This is a genomic window from Povalibacter uvarum, assembly GCF_014202975.1.
GTDB lineage: Bacteria > Pseudomonadota > Gammaproteobacteria > Steroidobacterales > Steroidobacteraceae > Steroidobacter > Steroidobacter uvarum.
In genome coordinates, this window is sequence record NZ_JACHHZ010000004.1 from 263,873 (window position 1) to 282,900 (window position 19,028).

Here is a 19,028-nt window from a genome sequence, read left to right on the forward strand (position 1 = left end):
CGATTTTTCCGCGCCTTTTCGACCGCTGCCGCTCGTCTTCACCACAGTACCGATGGGTTTTGTTGTGCCCGCAATCCTAGCACTCCCGGCTCCGGGTAGATGCGGTGCCAGTCCCGTGGTACCGTTACCATTACTACGATAGACCGCGTTTCGCATGAGGCGCAGGTCATGAGAATGAGGTCAGGATGGGATCAGGGGTTCGAACGACTGCAGGAATCCTGAAGCAGCTGGTGCTGTCAGCAGCGGCTGTTGCGGTGTTCGCCGGACCGGCACGTGCCGAAGACGGCTACGACTTGTGGCTGCGATACAAGCCGATCGAGAGCGCGGCCCAGCGACAGTCCCGCTCATTCGCAACCCAGATCGCGGGGCAGACAGAAACGCCGACCTTGCGAGCCGCTGCGGCGGAACTCAGTCGCGGTCTTGCAGGCATGCTCGGAACGGCGCCCACTGTGTCGGGCTCGGTCACCAGTGACGGAGCAGTGCTGCTGGGCACGCCGACTTCCTCTTCTGAAATAGCGGCTCTCAAGCTGGGTCTCGACCGGGTTGGCGACGAAGGCTATGTGCTGCGTTCGACGACGGTGAACGGCCGTCGCGCGACAGTCGTCGCCGCCCGATCCGATGTGGGCGTCCTGTACGGTGCCTTTCATCTGCTGCGGCTGTTCCAGACGCGCGCGTCGCTGGACAACCTCGATGTCGTCGAGTCGCCCCGCGTGCAGTTCCGGATACTCAATCATTGGGACAACCTCGACGGCACCGTCGAGCGCGGTTACTCCGGCGCATCTCTCTGGGACTGGCACAAACTGCCTGACTATCTGGACCCGCGTTACACCGACTACGCACGAGCGAACGCTTCGCTCGGCATCAACGCCACGGTGCTGACGAACGTCAACGCGAACGCGACGGCGCTGACAGCGCCCTATCTCGACAAAGCGGCCGCGCTCGCAGGTGTGCTGCGACCCTACGGAATCCGTGTGTTCCTGACCGCGCGATTCAGCGCGCCAATCGAGATCGGCGGATTGAAGACGGCGGATCCGCTCGATCCGGCGGTCGCGGCCTGGTGGAAAACGAAGGTCGCCGAGATCTATCGCCACATTCCTGACTTCGGCGGTTTCCTCGTCAAAGCCAACTCCGAAGGACAGCCTGGACCGCAGGACTACGGTCGCTCGCATGCCGACGGCGCGAACATGCTGGCCGATGCGCTCGCGCCGCATCGCGGTGTCGTCATGTGGCGTGCGTTCGTCTACTCGCACGAAGAGCCTGACGATCGCGCCAAGCAGGCGTACAGCGAGTTCGTACCGCTCGACGGCAAGTTCCGCGACAACGTGCTGCTGCAGGTGAAGAACGGCGCGATCGATTTCCAACCGCGCGAGCCGTTCCATCCGCTCTTCGGTGCGATGCCGAAGACGCCGCTCATGATGGAGTTCCAGATCACGAAGGAATACCTGGGCTTCGCAACGCACCTCGTCTATCTCGCGCCGATGTATCGCGAGACGCTCGACGCCGACACGTGGCGCAAGGGTAAGGGTTCGACGGTCGAGAAAGTGGTCGACGGTTCCTTGCACGGCTATCGCCGTACCGGCATCGCGGGCGTCGCCAACATTGGTGCTGACCGCAACTGGTCGGGATCGCATTTCGACCAGGCGAACTGGTACGCCTTTGGCCGGCTCGCGTGGAATCCTTCGTTGTCGTCGGAAGCGATTGCCGAAGAATGGACGCGTATGACGTTCTCGAACGAACCGGCGGTCGTGGAGCCCGTCGTGCAGATGATGCTGCGATCGCGCGAAGCCGCCGTCGACTACATGACACCGCTCGGTCTGCATCACCTGATGGGTCGCGGACATCACTATGGTCCCGGGCCGTGGGTCGAAGGCGGGCCGCGCGCCGACTGGACATCGGTCTACTACCATCGCGCCGACGCACGAGGCATCGGCTTCGACAGAACGGCAACGGGCAGCAACGCGATCGCTCAATACGCGCCGGAAGTCGCCGCCGAGTTCGGCGATCTCAAGCGGTGCCCGGAGAAGTTTCTTCTCTGGTTCCACCACGTGCCGTGGGACTACCGCGTGCAATCGCGACGCACGCTGTGGGATGAGCTCGTCGTGACGTACACGCGAGGTGTCCAATCCGTTGGTGACATGCGCAAAACCTGGTCCACACTCACGCCATACGTCGACTCCGGGCGTCATGCGCAGGTGGCGGCCTTCCTGACGATTCAGGAGAAGGAAGCGCAGTGGTGGCGCGACGCATCGATTGCGTACTTCAAGACCTTCTCGAAGCGTCCCTTGCCGAAAGGCTTCGCTGAGCCGGCGCATTCGCTCGACTACTACAAGGCACTGGAATTTCCACATGCGCCGGGTCATCACTGAGATCCGGCGTTCGCGGGCGTCGATGGCGCTTGTCGCGGTTCTCGCGGCGTCCAACGCATGGGCAGGGCCGCTCCTGCATCCGGTGTTCCAGGATCACGCTGTCCTCCAGCGCGATCAGTCCGTGAGCATCTGGGGCACGGCGGCGGCCAACGATTCCGTGACGATTTCTCTCGGCGCTCATACCGCCACGGCACGAGCCGACGACTCCGGCAACTGGAAGGCATCGTTGCCCGCGATGCCGGCTGGCGGTCCGTTCAATCTCACAGCGAGTGCGAGCTCGGGCTCGACTCAAACCGTCAGCGATGTGCTCGTCGGTGATGTGTGGCTCTGTTCGGGACAGTCGAACATGGTGTTGCCGGTGCATCGAGCGCTCGATTCGCGTTCGGAGATCGCGGGATCAGCCAACGACGCGATTCGCATGCTGACCGTCGATCTCGCGAATGCAGTGCACCCACGGACACAGTTCGCAGCGCCTGCGCAATGGCGAATTGCGGGGCCGGACACGGTCGCTGAGTTCTCGGCGACGTGCTTCTATTTCGCTCGCGAACTTCAGAAGACGGCGAAGGTGCCGATGGGTCTCATCACTTCGGCCTGGGGCGGTTCGAAGATCGAAGCGTGGATGAGCGCGCAAGGACTTCGAGACGCGGGCGGCTACGATGTCGCGCTCGATGTGCTTTCGATTCGGCGAACCGATGTCGACGCGGCGGCCAAGCGCTGGGGCGCGGAATGGGAAGGCTGGTGGCATCGACAGCCGGCGACGCGAAACACTGTGGATCCGTGGGCGACGAAGATGACCGCATCGCAGTGGCGCACCGCACGGGCTGGACTGGGGCATTGGGAGAATTGGGGTGTGCCCGAGCTGCAGCGCTACAACGGAGCGCTGTGGTACCGCACGACCGCATCTGTGTCGGCGCAACAAGCGAAACAACGAGCGAGGCTCGTGATCGGCGGCGTCGATGAGGCTGACCAGACCTGGGTGAACGGCCGCGCGGTCGGCAACGATATGGGTTTCTCCGATGCTGCCGCGAACGACAAGTTCAGCAAGTTGCCACGCGGACCTCGAGCCTACTATCTGAATGCCGGCACACTACGGGCGGGCGAGAACGTCGTTGTCATCAGCGTACTGGATACTTACGCCAACGGTGGTCTCTACGGTGCCGCGTCGCAAAGAGCGATTCAGTTCGAGGATGGCTCCGCCGTGGCACTCGATCGCGAATGGTTCTACCAGTTGCCGCCGCGTGGAGCGCAGACGCCACCGCGTGCCCCTTGGGAAGCAACGGCCGGTGTCACGACGATCTACAACGCGATGATCGCGCCGATTGCGAACTACAGCATTCGCGGCGTGGCCTGGTATCAAGGCGAATCCAACACGGACGAAGCCGGCCGCTACCAGAGTCTTCTCGGTCATTTCATGACCGATTGGCGCAGGGTCTTCGCAACGCCTGATCTTCCATTCCTGATCGTGCAGCTTGCCAACTTCGGCACACCGCCGACGATGCCCGGCGAAAGCAACTGGGCCGCGCTGCGTGAGGCGCAGAGACAAGCCGTCGCAGCAGACAAGCACGCAGGGCTCGCGATCGCCATCGACATCGGCGATCGCTACGACATTCATCCTGCCAACAAGCAGGAGGTTGGCCGGCGCCTGGCGCGTGCGGCGCGACGCTTGGTGTATGGCGAGACAATCGCTGCATCCGGACCGATTCCTGTGGAAGTCGCGCGAGAGGGGGACCGCGCGATCATCCGATTCGGCGACGTCGATCGACGTCTCATCAGCTACGGCACCGATCATCCGATCGGGTTCGAGCTATGCGGATCCGAAGCCGGGACTTGCCGCTTTGCCGAGGCGACGCTGGACGGCAGTCGTGTGACGTTGAGGACGGAAGCGCCGGCAACCCGAGTTCGCTACTGCTGGGCCGACAGCCCTGTCTGCACGCTGTATGACGAGTCGGGCTTGCCGGCGGGACCGTTCGAGCTGTCGATCGGTTCAAGCTCGCCGAGTCATTGATGTCGATCCGCCATTGCGAGGTTCTTCGATGAGCACTTCCCCCTCTTCCCAGGCGCAACCGGCAGGTTCGACGCGCGACCGCGAGATCGTCGATGCACGTGTGATCGTGACGTGCCCGGGGCGCAACTTCGTCACGCTGCGCATCGAAACGCGTGCAGGTGTGGTGGGCCTCGGAGATGCCACGCTGAATGGCCGCGAGCTCGCCGTCGCCTCCTATCTCACCGACCATGTCGTGCCGAATCTCATCGGTCGCGATGCGGGCAGGATCGAGGATACCTGGCAGTTCTTCTATCGCGGCGCCTATTGGCGACGCGGCCCGGTGACGATGACGGCCATCGCGGCTGTCGATATGGCCCTTTGGGACATCGTCGCGAAGCTCGCAGGCATGCCGCTGTATCAATTGCTCGGTGGGCGCTCACGTGACGGCGCCCTCGTTTACGGTCATGCGAGCGGCGCAACCATCGATGAGACGAGCGAAGCGGTCGGGCGCTTCAAAGAGCAGGGCTATCTCGCGATTCGGGCGCAGAGCGGCGTTCCCGGCCTGAAGAAGAACTACGGGGTCACGAACGAGAAGTACGCATACGAACCGGCGGAGAGTGCGCTGCCTGCTGAAACTGTCTGGTCGACGCCGAGCTACCTGAGCAGCACTCCCAGGTTGTTCGAGCGCTTGCGTCGCGATCACGGCGAAGAGATCGAGTTGCTGCACGACGTGCACCATCGCTTGACGCCGATCGAGGCCGCGCGACTCGCCCGCGACCTCGAGCCGTATCGACTCTTCTGGCTGGAAGACCCGACGCCGGCGGAGAACCAGGCGGCGTTCGAAGTCATTCGCCGTCACTCCGTCACACCCATCGCGACCGGCGAAGTCTTCAACTCGATCTGGGATTGCAAGGAGCTGATCGAGAAGCAGCTCATCGACTACATCCGTACGACGCTGGTTCACGCCGGTGGCATCACGCATGTACGGCGCATAGCGGATCTCGCAGCCCTCTATCGGGTTCGTACCGGCTTCCACGGTGCGACCGATCTGTCGCCGGTCTGCATGGGTGCGGCATTGCACTTCGATACTTGGGTGCCGAACTTCGGGATTCAGGAGTTCATGCGGCATTCGCCGGAAACGCTCGCCGTCTTTCCTCATGACTACGAGTTTCGCGCCGGTCGTCTCCACTGCGGCGAATCGCCGGGTCATGGCGTGACGATCGACGAGGAGCTCGCGAAGAAATACCCCTACTCGCCGAAGCAACTGCCGATCGCGCGTCTGGAAGACGGCACGATGTGGGACTGGTAAGCGGGCGCATCGTGCACCGCAGAGGTCCACGTTGGCTGCGTGCGATGGCGTTGCTGTGCGCCAGCGTCTGTTCGTGCGCGAGTGCCGAGACGGTTTACTTCGACTGGTTCGAGTATCGAGGCAACGACAGCGTCTTCGAAGCGCCGCTGGCGAAAGGGGGGTATCGCAATCCCATCATTGCCGGTTTCCATCCCGACCCGAGCGTCACACGCGCCGGCGACAAGTTCTATCTCGTCAACTCGACGTTTGCCTACTTTCCCGGGATTCCGGTTTTCGAAAGCAACGATCTCGTGCATTGGCGCCAGCTCGGCAATGTCATCGATCGACCGCCACAACTGGGTTTCGCCGGCATCGGCATCTCGCGCGGCGTATTCGCTCCCGCCATCGATTTCCATGACGGGACGTTCTACGTGATCAACACGGCCGTCGACAGCGGCGGCAACTTCTTCGTCACGGCGAAAGATCCCGCGGGTCCCTGGTCTGACCCAAAGTGGCTGCCGCAGATCGACGGCATCGATCCGTCGTTCTTCTTCGACGACGATGGCAAGGCCTACGTGACGAGCAATGGACCGCCTGAGGGCCAGCCGCTCTACGAAGGTCATCGTGCAATCTGGCTCCAGGAGTTCGATGTCGCCAGAGGCTCGCTGGTCGGGCCGCGCAAAGTCCTCGTCAACGGCGGTGTCGATCTTGCAAAGCAGCCGATCTGGATCGAAGGGCCGCACATATATAAGCGCGCGGGCTGGTACTACCTGATGTGCGCCGAAGGCGGCACGGGGATCAATCATTCCGAAGTGATCTTTCGCAGCCGCTCTGCGTGGGGTCCGTACGAGTCGTATGCGGGCAATCCGATCCTCACGCAGCGCGATCTACCCGCGGACAGGGCGAATCCCGTCATCAACGCGGGGCACGCGGATCTGGTGGAAGGCCCGGACGGCAGTTGGTGGGCCGTCTTCCTCGGATCTCGCGCCTATGGCAAAGGCAACTACAACACCGGTCGCGAGACTTTTCTGCTGCCGGTCAGATGGCAGGACGGCTGGCCGATCATTCTCGACCCGGGCACCGCGATTCCGTATTTGCTGCCGGGACCGGCCTTCATGAAGGGAGGAGACCAGGCGCCACTCACAGGCAACTTCACCTGGCGCGATGAGTTCGATCGACCCACGCTCGACACCGCATGGCTGCAGGTTCGCGTGCCGAAGCAATCATGGTTCGATCTGACGACACGCAAGGGCATGCTGGCGATGGAGCCGCTGCCGATCGGACTCGATGCGCTCGAGAATCCATCTTTCCTTGCACGCCGCCAGCAGCACACGAAGTTCGAGGCAAGCTTGCGCGTTCAGGTCCCCGGTGCGATGGGAACTGCGGCGGGCATTGCCGCTTTCCAGAAGGAGACGCATTGGTACTTCTTCGGCACCCGACGCACCCCGACTCAGCTCGAAGTCTTTCTCGAGCGGCGCTCGAATGGTGAGATCGAGACGATCGCGCGAGCATCGCTCGCCGATGTGCCGCAGATTCAGCTCAGAGTCATCGGCGACGGCGGCTCGTATTCTTTCCACTACGACGCGGGTGAGGGGTGGCGCCCGCTTCGGGGAAACGACGACGGCTCGATCCTGAGCACGGAAGTCGCCGGCGGATTCGTAGGAACTGTCATCGGGCCGTATGCCCGCAGTGAATCGATCAACAAGTAAGGTGCACCCATGACGAAACGCACGCGCGTCATCGCGATCGCGACATTCATTGCAACTGTCGCGTGCGCGGTCCCGGCGATCGCGGACCAGCCCGTTTACCTGGATCTCGATCGGACCTTCGAGGAGCGCGCTGCCGATCTCGTATCGCGCATGACGCTCGAAGAGAAGGTCGGCCAGTTGGGCAACAACGCACCCGCGATCCCGCGTCTCGACGTTCCTGCGTACGAGTGGTGGAACGAGGCGTTGCATGGAGTTGCTCGTGCGGGTTCGGCGACGGTGTTCCCGCAGGCGATCGGCCTTGCCGCGACGTTCGATCCCGATCTGATGCATGAGGTTGCTACGGTCATCAGCGACGAGGGTCGCGCGAAGCATCACGACTTCGCGCGTCGCGGCCTGCGAAATCGCTATCAGGGCCTCACGTTCTGGTCTCCGAACATCAACATCTTTCGCGATCCGCGCTGGGGGCGGGGCCAGGAAACTTACGGAGAAGATCCGTATCTCACCGCGAGAATGGGTGTCGAGTTCGTGAAGGGACTGCAAGGCGACGATCCGAAGTATCGCAAGGTCGATGCGACCGCCAAGCACTTTGCGGTTCACAGCGGACCGGAAGCGGACAGGCATCACTTCGACGCGCGGCCGACGGAGCGTGATCTGTACGAGACCTATCTGCCCGCGTTCCAGGCGCTCGTGCAGGAGGCGAAGGTGGCGTCCGTGATGGGTGCGTACAACCGCGTCAATGGCGAGTCGGCATCGGCGAGTCCGCGCTTGCTGCAACAGGTCCTGCGCAAGGATTGGGGCTTCGATGGCTATGTCGTATCGGACTGTGATTCCATCGAAGACATCTTCCTTCATCACAAGATCGTCGGGACGGCGGAAGAAGCCGCAGCGCTCGGCGTGAAGTACGGATGCAATCTCGATTGCGGCAAGACCTACGACGCGCTGTTGCCCGCGGTGCGCCAGGGACTGATCGCGGAGAAGGATCTCGATGCGGCGCTGGTGCCGCTCATGCTGACGCGTATGCGCCTGGGCATGTTCGACCCAGTGGAGCGCGTGCGGTGGGCGCAGATTCCGTACAGCGTGAATCAGGCGCCGGCTCACGATGCATTGGCTCTTCGCACTGCGCAATCGTCGATCGTGCTGCTGAAGAACTCCGGTGTGCTGCCACTGTCGCGCGATGTCGGCAGCATTGCAGTGATTGGCCCGACCGCCGACGAAGTGATGTCGCTGCTGGGTAACTACTATGGAACGCCAGCCGCGCCGACGACGATCCTCCAGGGCATTCGCGAAGCGGCCGGACCGCAGACCAAAGTGACTTACGCCCGTGGCGCCGATCTCGTGGAAGGCCGCGAGGAACCGCGTGCCACTCCGTTGATCGATCCGGCCTACCTGCGTCCTGCCGCGAGTTCACAAGAACGCGGGCTCAAGGGCGAGTACTTCCAGGGGCGTGATTTCACGGGCTCACCCGTCCTCACGCGTGTCGATTCGCGCATCTCGTTTCGCTGGGATCGGGGCTCGCCGACTGACGATCTCGTTGCACGGGGTGAGCTCTCTGCTGCGAATGCGCTGAGCGGCGATGATTTCAGCGTGCGCTGGACAGGGCAGCTGCTGCCTCCCGTGTCGGGTCGCTATGAGCTGAGCGTCGGAGCGAATGACGGCTTCAAGCTGTTCGTCGATGGACGCGTCGTCGCTGAAGCCTGGGATCTGAATCCGAGATTGCAGAGTCGCAGCGCCTTCGTCGATCTGGAGGCGGGCAAGGCATATGAGATCAAGCTCGAGTACTTCGAAGACATTCGCGACGCGGAAGTGCGCCTGTCGTGGCAGTTGCCCGGCGCGAAACCTCCGTTTGAGGCGGCCCTCGATGCCGCCCGAGCTTCGGACGTCGTCGTGTTCGTCGGCGGATTGACGGGCGATGTCGAAGGCGAAGAGATGAAGGTGAACTATCCCGGCTTCGCGGGCGGCGATCGCACGGATCTGCGCTTGCCGGGAACGCAGCAGAAACTCCTCGAAGCATTGCACGCGACGGGCAAGCCCGTTGTGCTGGTGCTGACGACTGGTTCCGCGATCGCAGTCGATTGGGCGCAATCGACCCTGCCGGCCATTCTGGTGGCGTGGTATCCCGGTCAGCGCGGCGGCAATGCAGTCGCGGATGTATTGTTCGGAACCGCGAATCCCGCGGGCCGGTTGCCGGTGACGTTCTATCGCGCCGATGAAAAGCTGCCGGCGTTCGACGACTACAGCATGAAGGGGCGCACCTATCGTTACTTCGAAGGCAAGCCGCTCTATCCATTCGGCCACGGCCTGTCGTACACGCGCTTCGAGTACTCGAGCCTCGAGCTCGATCGTCGCAGCGTGGCGCCCGAAGGTACGGTGAAGGTGACGGCGAAGGTGAAGAACGTCGGGTCTCGTGCAGGCGATGAGGTCGTGCAGCTCTACGTAAGTCCCCTCGAGCCAGCTCGTCCGCGCGCTCGCCAGGAATTGCGCGGCATCGAGCGCATCACACTGCGGCCTGGCGAAGAGAAGGAAGTTGTCTTCACGGTGACGCCGCAGAAAGACTTGCGGCACTACGATCCGGAGCGCAAGGCCTATGCTGTCGATCCGGGCAAGTATGAAGTGCAGCTCGGTGCGTCGAGCGCCGACATCCGGCTGCGGCAGCCGGTGGCGGTGAGCCGATAGTGGGTTCTCCAGTGAGCAGTCCGTCCGCGCGATCACGCTGGGTGTTTTCTCTGAGCGCAACTGCGTCGCTGCTGTGTGCGCTGGTTCCCGCCGGCGCCAGCGAAACGTCGCCGCGCGAACGGGTGTCGATCAACGCGGGTTGGCGATTCCAGATGGGCGATCCTGAAGGGGCGTCGGCAGGGCTGATGTACGACGTGCGCCCTGATGTGAAGGAAAGCGCGGACGGAAAGGTCGCGGACGCAAAACCCGAAGAGGCGGAGCAGTTGCACAAGCAAGCGCAGCCGGTGCTCAAGCCGTGGATCCTTCCAACCGGCAACGCATTCATCAAGGACCCTGCGCGTCGTTTCGAGCGGCCGCCAGGAAATCCGGGGAGCGACGTCGCGTATGTGCGGAGCCGTTTCGACGACAGTCGCTGGGAGAAGGTGACGTTGCCGCACGATTGGGCCATCAGGGGACCGTTCCTCACAACGGGACCCTATGGCGGAATGGGTCGGTTGCCGAGTTGGGGAATCGGCTGGTATCGCAAGAAGCTCGATATTCCGGCGAGCGACGCGGGCAAGTCGATCTTCCTCGATATCGATGGTGCGATGTCGTACACGACTGTCTGGTTGAACGGCACGCTCATCGGCGGTTGGCCCTACGGCTACAACTCATGGCGTGTCGATCTCACGCCGCACATCGTGCCCGGCGGCGTAAATCAGCTGGCGATTCGACTCGACAATCCACCGGAATCCGCGCGCTGGTATCCTGGTGGCGGGCTCTACCGAAACGTGTGGTTGACCAAGACTCACGCCGTTCATATCGCACAGTGGGGCACTCACATCACGACGCCGGAAGTCTCTGCGTCCTCTGCAACGATCGAGCTGGGCGTCACGATCGACAACCCTTCGGACAGGGCGTCAACGGTCGAGGTTGCGACCGATGTGTACGCGCTCGACGCGGAAGGTCGACGAGAGAGGAATGTCGTCGCCAGGTTTGCGTCCGCACGCACCAGTATTCCAGCCAACGCGAGCTCGACCGTCAGAGGGTCGGCGAAGCTGGACAAGCCGCGACTATGGGGGCCGCCGCCAGAGCAGCAGCCCAATCGATATGCAGCGATAACGACCATGTCGCTCGATGGCAAGGTGATCGATCGATACGAAACCCGGTTCGGTATCCGCTCCTTGCGATTCGACCCGGACAAGGGAATCTTCGTCAATGGGCGGCATGTACCGTTGCGCGGCGTGAACAATCATCACGACCTTGGGTCTCTCGGCGCGGCCTTCAATGAACGCGCCGCGGAGCGCCAGCTCGAGATGCTGATCGAGATGGGCGCCAACGCGATCCGCATGGCTCACAATCCCCCGGCACCGGAGTTGCTCGAGCTCACGGACCGATTCGGCCTGCTGGTCGTGGACGAAGTCTTCGATTCCTGGGAGCGCAAGAAGACGCCGCTCGATTTCCACCTGATATTCAAGGACTGGCACGAGCAGGATCTGCGTTCGATGCTGCGCCGGGATCGCAATCACCCCTCCATCATTCTCTGGAGCGTCGGCAACGAAGTCGGCGAGCAGTACACCGGCGATGAGGGAGCGGCAATTGCAAAACGCCTGAGCGACATCGTGCGGGAGGAGAGCCCCGATCGTCCGTCGACCGCGGCGATGAACTGGGCGAAACCGCAGATGCCGCTGCCCGCTGCGATCGACGTGATCAGTCTCAACTATCAGGGTGAAGGCATTCGCCAGGCGCCCGAGTTCGAGGGCACGGACCGGATTCGCACGCCGCCGCAGTACCCGGCGTTTCACGCGAAGTTTCCCGACAAGTCGATCGTGAGCAGCGAAACTGCATCCGCGTTGAGCAGTCGCGGCACGTACCTGTTTCCTGTTTCAAAGGAGATCAGCGCACCGGTGCGCGAAGGTCGAGGCGGCGACTCAGCGAATGGTCATGTCAGCGCATACGAATTGCACGCTGTCGATTTCGGATCGACGGCGGACAAGGTGTTTGCCTCGCTCGACGGGCATCCGTTCGTCGCCGGTGAATTCGTGTGGACGGGGTGGGACTATCTCGGCGAGCCGACGCCTTACTACACAGCTCGCAGTTCCTATTCGGGAATCATCGATCTCGCTGGCTTCAGGAAAGACCGGTTCTATCTGTACCAGGCGAGATGGCGACCGGATCTGCCGATGGCGCACATCCTGCCGCACTGGTCGTGGCCTGAGCGCGTCGGCCAGGTTACTCCCGTGCACGTCTTCTCTTCCGGCGATGAAGCGGAGTTGTTCATCAACGGGAAGTCGCAGGGCAGGAAGAAGAGAGCACCGTTCGAGTATCGCTTTCGCTGGGACGACACGATCTACGAACCAGGCGAAGTCAAAGTCGCGACCTACAGGAACGGCAAGGCCTGGGCGACTGCGGCGACGAAGACGGCGAGTGCACCGGCCGGTCTCGATCTCGTCGCCGACCGCGCCAGGCTACGAGCTGACGGGCTCGACTTGTCGTTCATCACCGTTCGTATCGTCGACGGCAACGGAGTCACGGCACCGCGAGCCAACAATCGCATCAAGTTCAGGATCGACGGACCGGGCGAGATCGTTGCGACGGATAACGGCGATCCGACCAGCTTCGAATCATTTCAGTCCACTGAACGCGCGGCGTTCAATGGGCTGTGCCTCGTGATCGTTCGAGGACAGCCAGGAAAAGCGGGAAAAGTAACGCTGCGTGCGGAATCGTCATCGCTGCAGGGTGATGCGATCACCCTGCAGACTGTCCGTGACTGAAGAGAGCAGATCAGCCGACGATCTTGATCAGCTCGGCCTGCTGAGCGGCGGAGAGGAGAGGGCCGAAGCCAGCCTTCAGGTTATCGCTCTGGCGATCGGGCTTGCCCGTGGCCGGAATGACAGCCGTGACTGCTTCGTGGCTCAGCGAGTACTTCAGGAACATCTGCGCCCACGATGTGATGCCCAGTTCGCCCGCCCAGCCCGGCAACTCCTTGCCCTTGACCTGGGCGAACAGCTTGCCGTCGTTGAAGTTCCGGTTCGTCAGCACAGCGACGCCGAGCGACTTCGCCAGCGGCAGGACGCGCTTCTCGATGCCCCGGTGAGTCACGGAGTGATTGATCTGCAGGAAGTCCGGCTTCGTCGCTTCGACGACGTCGGCAAGCTCGTCCTGCGCCGACTCCACATAGTGCGTGACGCCGACGTACTTCACCTTGCCCTGCTTTTTCAGCTCCCGCGCGACTTCGATCTGTGTTTTCCAGTCGCCGAGATTGTGGACCTGCAACAACTCGACCTGGTCCGTCCGCAGGCGCTTCAACGTGTTGTTGAACTGTGCCATTCCCGCTTCGCGGCCGTTTACGCCCGACAGCTTCGTGGCAATGAACGCCTTGGAGCGCGAGCGGGACTCGGCGAGCAGCGGCCCGAGATTGTCCTCGGCATTGCTGTAAGTCGGCGCGGTGTCGATCAGCGTCGCGCCGCCGTCGAAGAAGCGCTTCAGTACTTCCTTGAGCGCCTGGTATTCAGCGCTGCCGGCCGGGATCTCGAAACTGCCCGAGGTGCCCATGCCGATGACGGGGACCAGTTCACCGCTCGAGGGAATCGGACGTCGTAACATTTTGCTCTCCGCGGCTTGCACCAGGGATGACCAGCTGGTGCCCAGCAGCACCGAGCCGGCGACGGTGGCGGAAGTACCCAGGAACTCTCGTCGTGTAGTCATTGCTTGTTTCCCCTTGATCTGTTGAGACGGGACCTGTTGAAACGGTACCCGTCGTTCGGCAGTGGGCGCCTCCGGTTGGTTCCGTCGACCCACGAAAGTGCCTACCCCGGCTTCCCTAACCCTCGCTATTCTCGTCGGGTTCCCTGGAAAGTGAGATCAAGCCCGTGCCGACGATCCGCAGCGCACACAGCTCAGACGCCGATGCGATCTGGGAAATCATCGAGCCGGTGGTTCGTGCCGGCGAAACCTATACTTTGCCACGCGACATGACGCGCGAGGACGCGCTGGCCTACTGGTTCGCAGCTGCCCACGAACCGTTCGTCGCGCTGGATGGCGGGAAGGTGCTGGGCGCGTATTTCATTCAGGCCAATCAGGGTGGCGGCGGTGCGCACGTCGCGAATTGCGGCTACATGACGCACTCGGCAGCCCAGGGGAAGGGAATCGCGAGGGCGATGCTCGAGCACTCTTTGCAGCGTGCGCGCGAACGAGGCTTCCGTGCGATGCAGTTCAACTTCGTGGTCAGCACGAACGAGCGCGCGGTGAAGACCTGGCTGTCGCATGGCTTTGAAATCGTCGGGAGATTGCCCGGTGCTTTCAATCATCCACGGTTTGGGTTCGTGGATGCGCTTGTCATGTACAAGCAGCTCTGAGCGTGTCATTCCCGCGCACGCTGGAATCCATCTTTTCAGCTATTTCGCCAGCGTCGCCGGTTCGAGGCGCGGTGCGAGGAGCTGCACGACCAGCAGCGCAAGCAGGTACGCTGAACCTGCCATCACGAAGACGGGAACATAGCTGCCAGTCGTCTGCAGCAGAAAGCCCGTGAACATCGCGATCATCATTCCGCCCACGGCGCCACCGAAGCCGCCCATGCCGACGACCGATGCGACCGCGCGGCGCGGAAACATGTCGGACGTCAGAGTGAACACATTTGCCGACCAGCCCTGGTGACCGGCGGTCGCGAGACCGATGAGCGCAACGGCGACCCAGAGATTCTGCACCTGCGAAGCGAAGACGATCGGGACGACGCAGAGGGCGCAGACCAGCATTGCGGTCTTGCGTGCCCGATTCACGCTCCATCCAAGCTTGATGAATCGACCCGCGAGCCATCCGCCGAAAATGCTGCCGATGTCAGCCATCACGTAGATGATCACCAGCGGCAATCCCAGTCCCGTCAGCGTCAGCCCATATTCCTGGTTCAGGAACTTCGGCAGCCAGAACAGGAAGAACCACCAGATCGGGTCGGTCATGAACTTCGCTGCGACGAATGCCCAGGTCTGTCGATGCTGCAGCAAATGCAGCCACGGCACCGGCGTGTTCTGTTCAGGCGGGTCGCTGCGAATGTAGGCGAGTTCCGCAGCGGACACCTTCGGATGCTGCTCGGGACTGCGATAGATCGTCCACCACAACACCAGCCAGGTCGCGCTGAGAACGCCAGTGCACAGAAACGCGGCCTGCCAGCCCCACGTTATCGCAATGATCGGGACAGTCAGGGGCGCAACGATTGCTCCGATGTTCGAACCCGAGTTGAAGATGCCGGTCGCAAACGCACGTTCCTTGCGCGGGAACCACTCCGCGACGGTCTTGATCGCCGCGGGGAAGTTGCCAGCTTCGCCGAGCCCGAGCATGAAACGGGCAATCGCGAAGCCGACGACGGTCGCTGCAAGCGAGTGACTCATCGCAGCGATGCTCCACACGCAGACAGCAAGCGCGTAGCCGACGCGGGTGCCGAGCCGGTCGATCACGGCACCAGCGCTGATCAGCCCGATCGCATATGCGGCCTGGAATGCGGTGACGATGTAGCCGTACTGCTGTTCATCCCAGCCGATCTCTCCCTGCAGACTGGGCGCGAGCACGCCCAGGACCTGGCGGTCGACGTAGTTGATCGTCGTTGCAAACAGCAGCAGCGCGCAGATGCGCCATCGGTAGTGGCCGATGACGCCGGTTGCTGACGAAGCTTCCGCGACTGCGCTGTTTGCTTGCACTGCTTACTGCCCGACGGTCAGCGTTGCCGACTTCAGGTCGACGCTGTTCGGTCCGGCGGAGATGGTGAACTCGCCAGGCTCGACGACGTACTTCATGTCCTCATTCCAGAACGCGAACGCATCACGATCGAGCGAGAACTCGACGGTGGTCGACGCGCCGGGTTGCAGCGTGACACGCCGGAACCCCTTCAGCTCTTTCACTGGTCGCGTCACCGAACTCACGACGTCGCGAACGTAGAGCTGCACGACTTCGTCGCCCGCGCGCGAGCCGGTGTTGCGGACATCCACGGCCACTTTGACTGAACCATCAACGCCGATCTTCGGAGCGGACAGGCGCGGCGCGCCGATGTCGAAGGTCGTGTACGACAGGCCGAAGCCGAATGGGAACAGCGGCTCCTTCGATTCGAAGATGTAACCGCGATGAGCGCTCGGCTTCTCGTTGTAGAACATCGGCAGGTGGCCCGCGGAGCGTGCAATCGTCACGGGCAGCTTGCCGCCGGGATTCGCGTCGCCGAAGAGGATGTCAGCCAACGCAGTGCCGCCTTCCTGGCCCGCGTACCAGCCTTCGAGAACCGCGTTTGCGTTCCCGACGACTTCGGGGATCGACAACGGCTGGCCGTTGATCAGCACCACGGCGACCGGCTTCTTCAGCGCGAAGATCGCATCGGCAAGCTCGCCTTGTTCGCCGACGAGGCCGAGACTCGTACGATCGCCGAGGTGATTGTTGGCCCAGCCTTCACGGAAGATCGAACTGCTGCCGCCGATGACGAGGACGATCGTGTCTGCGGTCTTGGCGACTTCGACGGCTTCGGCGATTCGCTTGCGATTCTCTTCGGGGCTCGAGAGAACGACTTCGTCTTCGTACCAATCTCCCGTGTCGGTGAGGCGCACGCCCTCTGCGTGAACCACCCGCGCCCGATCGCCCACTTTCGCCTTGATGCCGTCGAGCACACTGATCGCCTGGCGCGGCACGTTCGAGTAGCCACCGAGATCGATTCGTGCGGCATTCGGCCCGATCACCGCGAGCGTTCCGATCTTGCCGGCATTCAAAGGCAGCAAGCCGTCGTTCTTCAGCAGCACTGCAGTCTTGCGAGCTGCTTCGGCGGCCAGTGCGCGCGCCTGTGCATTGCCTGTGATCGACGCCGCATACTTCGCGTCGGCGTAGGGGCTTTCGAAGAGGCCTGACTGAAATTTCAGGCGGAGCATCTGTCGGACGGCATCGTCGATTCTCTGCTGGGTCACCAGGCCTTGCGCCAGTGCTTGCGGCAGCAGGGAGTAGGACATGCCGTCCGGAAGATCGAAATCGACGCCTGCATTGAGCGCCCGGGCGGCAGCCCTGACGCCATCGTTCTCCGTGTGATGGATCTTCACGAGCTCTGCGATTGCGAAGTAGTCGCTGACCACAGCGCCTTTGAAACCCATCTCCTTGCGCAGGACATCCTGGAGCAGCCAGCGATTGATGTGCGAAGGCAGGCCGTCGATCTCGTTGTACGAAGCCATCACGGCCAATGCATTGCCGCGTTTGATGGCGGCCGCGAACGGCGGGAAGAAGTTCGTGCGCAGGACGCGCTCGGAAATGTTGGCGGGCCCCACGTTGCTGCCGCTCTGAGGCTGGCCGTGACCCGTCATGTGCTTCAGTGTCACGAACACCCGCTCTTTTCCGAGCGGAATAGTCTCACCCTGGAATCCGCGAACGGCGGCGACGCCCATTTCGCTGACGAGATACGGATCTTCGCCGTAAGTTTCTTCGATCCGCCCCCAGCGCGGATCACGCGCTACGTCGACGACCGGCGCGAGTACCAGCTGAACGCCACGCGCACGAATCTCCCGTGCAACGACGGTGAACACCTGCTCGAGCAACTGCGGATCCCAGGAACTCGCGAGCGCGATCGATTGCGGAAAGCTGGTGGCATTGAGCGCCGCGTAGCCGTGCAGCCCCTCTTCGTGAAACAGCACGGGAATGCCGAGACGCGTCTTCGTGAGCGCATGGCGCTGCATCGCGTTGATCAGCTCGACGGTCTGGCGCTCGTCGCGATAGGGCGTCTTGAAGGGACTGCCGACACCTTGCAGGTCGCTGGGCCGCGTGAAGTGACCGATTCCGTTGGGATGCAGCTCACTCGCCTTGGCGGCGTCGAAGCGGCCCTTCGCGTCGAGAAACTTGTTCTTGTCGGCCCAGACGCTCGTGATCTGCACGATCTTTTCTTCGAGCGTCATGCGTCCCAGCAAGTCCTCGACCCGCGCTTCGATGGGAGCGGAGGGATCGCGATAAACGGCGCGATCGCGCGAAGTCTGCGCAACGCCGGGCGCCGACAAGGACGCCATGAACAGGCAGCCGACGCCGACGGCTGCACGGATCGAAGTTCTCATCGTTCGATTCCCCCTGCGATTCAAAGTAGATGTTCGTTACCTTCCCGACCGGAATGGTAACGCTATCATTCTCTCTGCGATCGGGCTACCTTGATTCGTCAGATGGCTGAACGGCGTGCGACTTCCATCCGCTTGGAGGCGGCTTCGGAACGTGCCTTCTCGACCGCATCGGTTTCGGTGGCCGCCAGAATCGAGTCGATGACGCGATCGAGGTGACTGTGCATCGCCCGGCGTGCGGCCTTTGGATCGCGGGACTTCAGTGCATTGAAGATCGTCAGGTGATCGTCGTGTCGCGGCTGCACGCCTGCATTGCGCGCGCGATCGAACATTTCGCGGCACATCGGGGACTCGTAGCGCATGTCCCAGAGAATCTCGACGACCCGCGCAATCGCTGAATTTCCCGTGGCTTCAGCGATCGTGATGTGGAAGTTGCGGTCGGCTTTTTCGCCGGCTTCGTTGTCCGTGTTAGCCGCCAGCTCCTGGAGCAGTCCGGAGAGCTTTTCGATTTCTTCCTCGGTGATGATGGCCGCAGCGAGCGCAGCGGCTTCTCCCTCGAAAAGACGACGGGCTTCGGTCACTTCGAAAGGGCCGATATCGAGTTCGGGCGTGTTGGTGTCCTTGGGCGGCGCATCCACCACGTAAATGCCCGAGCCCCGGCGTGCTTCCGCGATGCCGCGAATCTCGAGCGCGATCATGGCTTCGCGCACGGTTGCACGACTGACATCGAATTCCTGCGCGAGATCGCGCTCCGGCGGCAATCGCGCACCAGGCGCGTAAACGCCGTTGCGAATCGAAGCGACGATGGCGTTCGCCACCTTCTGGTACAGCTTCGGGGCGTTGTGGGGCCCGATATCGGTGAATTTGCTGTTTGGCAAAGCTTTGAGTCCGGCCGCCGAGTCTGTTTTTAAGAGGTCAGGCCAATTATTAGCGGGACGTCGGCATGGCCGCAAGATTCCGTGAGGGGAGGCCATC

The 19,028-nt window shown here is 62.4% G+C and carries 11 protein-coding genes; 7 read left to right on the forward strand and 4 right to left on the reverse strand.

Annotation, left to right across the window (positions count from 1 at the left end; all coding sequences use genetic code 11):
* The first annotated feature begins 185 nt into the window (after positions 1-185).
* Genes HNQ60_RS17595 through galB form a run of 6 tightly spaced genes read left to right on the forward strand, consistent with a single transcriptional unit; the run spans position 186 to position 12,773 of the window.
* The gene (locus HNQ60_RS17595) at positions 186-2,366 is read left to right on the forward strand and encodes an alpha-glucuronidase family glycosyl hydrolase (protein ID WP_184334079.1); all 2,181 of its coding nucleotides are present in this window, start codon (positions 186-188) and stop codon (positions 2,364-2,366) included.
* The gene (locus tag HNQ60_RS17600; protein WP_407676456.1) at positions 2,359-4,371 is read left to right on the forward strand and encodes a sialate O-acetylesterase; all 2,013 of its coding nucleotides are present in this window, start codon (positions 2,359-2,361) and stop codon (positions 4,369-4,371) included. The genes HNQ60_RS17595 and HNQ60_RS17600 overlap by 8 nt, the downstream gene beginning before the upstream one ends.
* 28 nt (positions 4,372-4,399) lie before the next feature.
* On the forward strand, positions 4,400-5,659 hold the full coding sequence (gene manD / locus HNQ60_RS17605; RefSeq protein WP_184334080.1) for a D-mannonate dehydratase ManD: 1,260 nt from the start codon (positions 4,400-4,402) through the stop codon (positions 5,657-5,659).
* 44 nt (positions 5,660-5,703) lie between these two features.
* The gene (locus HNQ60_RS17610) at positions 5,704-7,347 is read left to right on the forward strand and encodes a glycoside hydrolase family 43 protein (RefSeq protein ID WP_184334081.1); all 1,644 of its coding nucleotides are present in this window, start codon (positions 5,704-5,706) and stop codon (positions 7,345-7,347) included.
* Between the two features lie 9 nt (positions 7,348-7,356).
* A complete protein-coding gene (locus tag HNQ60_RS17615; protein WP_184334082.1) occupies positions 7,357-10,020 on the forward strand; it encodes a glycoside hydrolase family 3 C-terminal domain-containing protein in 2,664 nt (887 codons plus the stop codon).
* 41 nt (positions 10,021-10,061) lie between these two features.
* Positions 10,062-12,773, forward strand: a complete 2,712-nt coding sequence (gene galB, locus HNQ60_RS17620; RefSeq protein WP_407676457.1) for a beta-galactosidase GalB — start codon at positions 10,062-10,064, stop codon at positions 12,771-12,773.
* Positions 12,774-12,783: 10 nt separating this feature from the next.
* On the opposite strand, the gene HNQ60_RS17625 is transcribed toward galB, so the two are convergent.
* Positions 12,784-13,707, reverse strand: coding sequence for an aldo/keto reductase (locus HNQ60_RS17625; protein ID WP_184334083.1), 924 nt, complete (start codon positions 13,705-13,707; stop codon positions 12,784-12,786).
* Between the two features lie 164 nt (positions 13,708-13,871).
* Here HNQ60_RS17625 and HNQ60_RS17630 point away from each other — a divergent pair, with 164 nt between their 5' ends.
* The gene (locus HNQ60_RS17630) at positions 13,872-14,357 is read left to right on the forward strand and encodes a GNAT family N-acetyltransferase (protein WP_184334084.1); all 486 of its coding nucleotides are present in this window, start codon (positions 13,872-13,874) and stop codon (positions 14,355-14,357) included.
* A gap of 39 nt (positions 14,358-14,396) precedes the next feature.
* Here HNQ60_RS17630 and HNQ60_RS17635 read toward each other — a convergent pair whose 3' ends face one another.
* The 3 genes from HNQ60_RS17635 to HNQ60_RS17645 all read right to left on the reverse strand — a co-directional run bounded on the left by HNQ60_RS17635 (position 14,397) and on the right by HNQ60_RS17645 (position 18,931).
* Positions 14,397-15,689, reverse strand: a complete 1,293-nt coding sequence (locus HNQ60_RS17635) for an MFS transporter (RefSeq protein ID WP_184334085.1) — start codon at positions 15,687-15,689, stop codon at positions 14,397-14,399.
* Positions 15,690-15,692: 3 nt separating this feature from the next.
* Entirely contained in the window at positions 15,693-18,056 is a 2,364-nt protein-coding gene (locus HNQ60_RS17640) for a glycoside hydrolase family 3 N-terminal domain-containing protein (protein ID WP_221304260.1), read from the reverse strand.
* Between the two features lie 98 nt (positions 18,057-18,154).
* Positions 18,155-18,931 carry a FadR/GntR family transcriptional regulator gene (locus HNQ60_RS17645; protein WP_221304261.1) on the reverse strand — a complete coding sequence of 259 codons (777 nt, stop codon included), beginning with the start codon at positions 18,929-18,931 and terminating at the stop codon, positions 18,155-18,157.
* Positions 18,932-19,028 lie beyond the last annotated feature (97 nt).

Coding starts and splice junctions, on each gene's coding strand:
- HNQ60_RS17610 (WP_184334081.1), top strand. CDS start 5,704: ATGGCGTTGCTGTGCGCCAGCGTCTGTTCGTGCGCGAGTGCCGAGACG.
- manD (WP_184334080.1), top strand. CDS start 4,400: ATGAGCACTTCCCCCTCTTCCCAGGCGCAACCGGCAGGTTCGACGCGC.
- HNQ60_RS17640 (WP_221304260.1), bottom strand. CDS start 18,056: ATGAGAACTTCGATCCGTGCAGCCGTCGGCGTCGGCTGCCTGTTCATG.
- HNQ60_RS17625 (WP_184334083.1), bottom strand. CDS start 13,707: ATGACTACACGACGAGAGTTCCTGGGTACTTCCGCCACCGTCGCCGGC.
- HNQ60_RS17595 (WP_184334079.1), top strand. CDS start 186: ATGGGATCAGGGGTTCGAACGACTGCAGGAATCCTGAAGCAGCTGGTG.
- HNQ60_RS17615 (WP_184334082.1), top strand. CDS start 7,357: ATGACGAAACGCACGCGCGTCATCGCGATCGCGACATTCATTGCAACT.